At 41.2% G+C, this 2,155-nt stretch carries 2 protein-coding genes; both read left to right on the top strand.

The window, feature by feature from the left end:
* Window positions 1–772 (top strand): DUF4982 domain-containing protein (locus tag ACJ751_RS11015; RefSeq protein WP_407745545.1); only part of this gene is annotated, 772 nt, incomplete at its 5' end.
* A 536-nt stretch (window positions 773–1,308) separates the two neighbouring features.
* Window positions 1,309–2,016, top strand: a complete 708-nt coding sequence (locus tag ACJ751_RS11020; RefSeq protein ID WP_407745546.1) for a DUF3826 domain-containing protein — start codon at window positions 1,309–1,311, stop codon at window positions 2,014–2,016.
* The last annotated feature ends 139 nt before the right edge of the window (window positions 2,017–2,155 follow it).

Raw genomic sequence — 2,155 nt, forward strand, 5'->3', positions numbered from 1 at the left:
CCACGAACAAACCTGGCGTATTATAAAACAATATGAATTTTTATCAGGATTGTTTGTATGGTCGGGTTTCGATTTCCTGGGAGAGCCAGTACCATATCCCTGGCCGGCAAGAAGTTCTTATTATGGCATTATAGACCTGGCGGGTTTTCCCAAGGATGTTTATTATATGTATCAGAGCGAGTGGACCAGCAAAACAGTTTTGCATGTATTGCCGCATTGGAACTGGGAAGCAGGTAAGGAAGTAGATGTATGGGCCTATTATAATAATGCCGATGAAGTGGAATTGTATCTGAATAACCGTTCATTGGGCGTTCGTAAAAAGCAACCCCTTGATTTTCACGTACAATGGCGCGTAAAATACGATCCGGGAACGTTAAAAGCCGTAAGCCGTAAAAACGGCAGAATAGTTAGTACAAAAACCATCAATACGGCAGGGGAACCTGCAAGGCTCGAAATAGTGCCGGATAAAAGAATCCTCCATGCCGACGGGAAAGACCTGTCTTTTATAACCGTTCGGATTGTAGATAAAAATGGCAATCTGGTGCCCGATGCCGACAATAAAATAACCGTTGCAATCGTTGGTAAAGGAACCTTGGCCGGAATGGACAATGGTTACCCCGCCAGTTTGGAATCGTTTAAAGCTGCCTCCCATAAGGCTTACAACGGTTTATGCCTCGCCGTCATTCAATCAAAAAACGAAGTTGGAAACATTCAGGTAACATTCACTTCTCCTGGTTTACCACCAGCTGGTGTTGTTCTGCAGGCACATTGATCCATATTGAAAAGAATTTCCGGGCGTTTGTTAAAAAATAGTAAAATGTTCCATCATTTTAGTGAAACCTTACATTGTTTTCAGATAGGGTCACATGTACCTTTATTCAGGAAAAATGAATAGTAAGCAGAGAACAATGCTAATATTGGTTAAGTGATCCTGATCCATTGTATTCTGAAGGAATTTTGAAACGATTAAGCATATGAGGCGTTTGCTTGCCCGGTCTTACATTATTCGCATAGTTTGATATGGCACACTTTATAGCCAGCAATTATCACAGCGCAATATCCGGTCAAACCAAACATTCTCCTTGCGAAATCTACACAAATCAACAAGACAGGCTTAGGTCCCACGCTACAAACTAAACAGCGTTCTTTAAACCAGTTCCATTGAACACGATATACTGTTTATCGAATACAGGTCCGTTACACGTAATCATTTAAAAAAGATAGTTAGAAAAAAACGCATACTTAACTAAAAAGAAAAAGAGCTTTCGGCTATAGGTCCGTTAGTGCATTTTTCGCTATTGTTCCATAATGAAACGTACAGGAAGTTTATATGTAGCATTGTTGACGCTTGCCATATTAATGATGGTGCTGTCTGTAAGTCTGGTTTCTGCACAAACAACCGCTCCCACACAAACCAAAGAAGCCTACAAAGAGGTAATTGCAAAAAGAGCCGACAAGATCGTTGCAGCGTTAGGCAGCACGGATGCTGTCTTTAATAAAAAGGTATCGGCCATTGTAGCCGATCAGTACATCGCGCTGGGAAGTATACACGATGAGCGCAATGCAAAGATCAAAGCCATCAAAACAAAGGATTCAGTATTGACAGATAAAGATAAGGCTGCTATTGACAAGCTGACTGCCGATGCCGATAAGCAACTGGATAAACTGCATACAAAATACCTGGCTAAATTATCAAAACTGTGCACGCCCGAGCAGGTGGAAGGTATTAAAAATGGTATGACCTACAACGTATTGAACGTTACCTTAACGGCGTATCATGAGATGTTACCAAATTTAACCCCGGAACAAAATAAGCAAATTGTTGACTGGTTAACCGAGGCGCGTGAGCATGCCATGGATGCCGAATCATCTGATAAAAAGCACGCCTGGTTTGGAAAATACAAAGGTCGCATCAACAATTATTTAGCCAAGGCCGGTGTTGACATGAAGCAGGCAGAGAAAGAGTGGCTGGAACGGACACGTGAAAAGAAGGAAGCGGCAAAACAAAGTAAATAACTAGCAATTACTAAGTATTTCTAAATAGCAACCGGGTATTGTGTTTAAATAACGCTTATCCTTTAGTGCATTCACTTAAAATTGTATGATAGACTCCCTAAAACCTAAGTCATTCACCCGCAAGGACATTGCAAAAAAA

The sequence above is a fragment of the Niastella sp. genome, from assembly GCF_045805085.1.
Classification (GTDB): Bacteria; Bacteroidota; Bacteroidia; order Chitinophagales; family Chitinophagaceae; genus Niastella.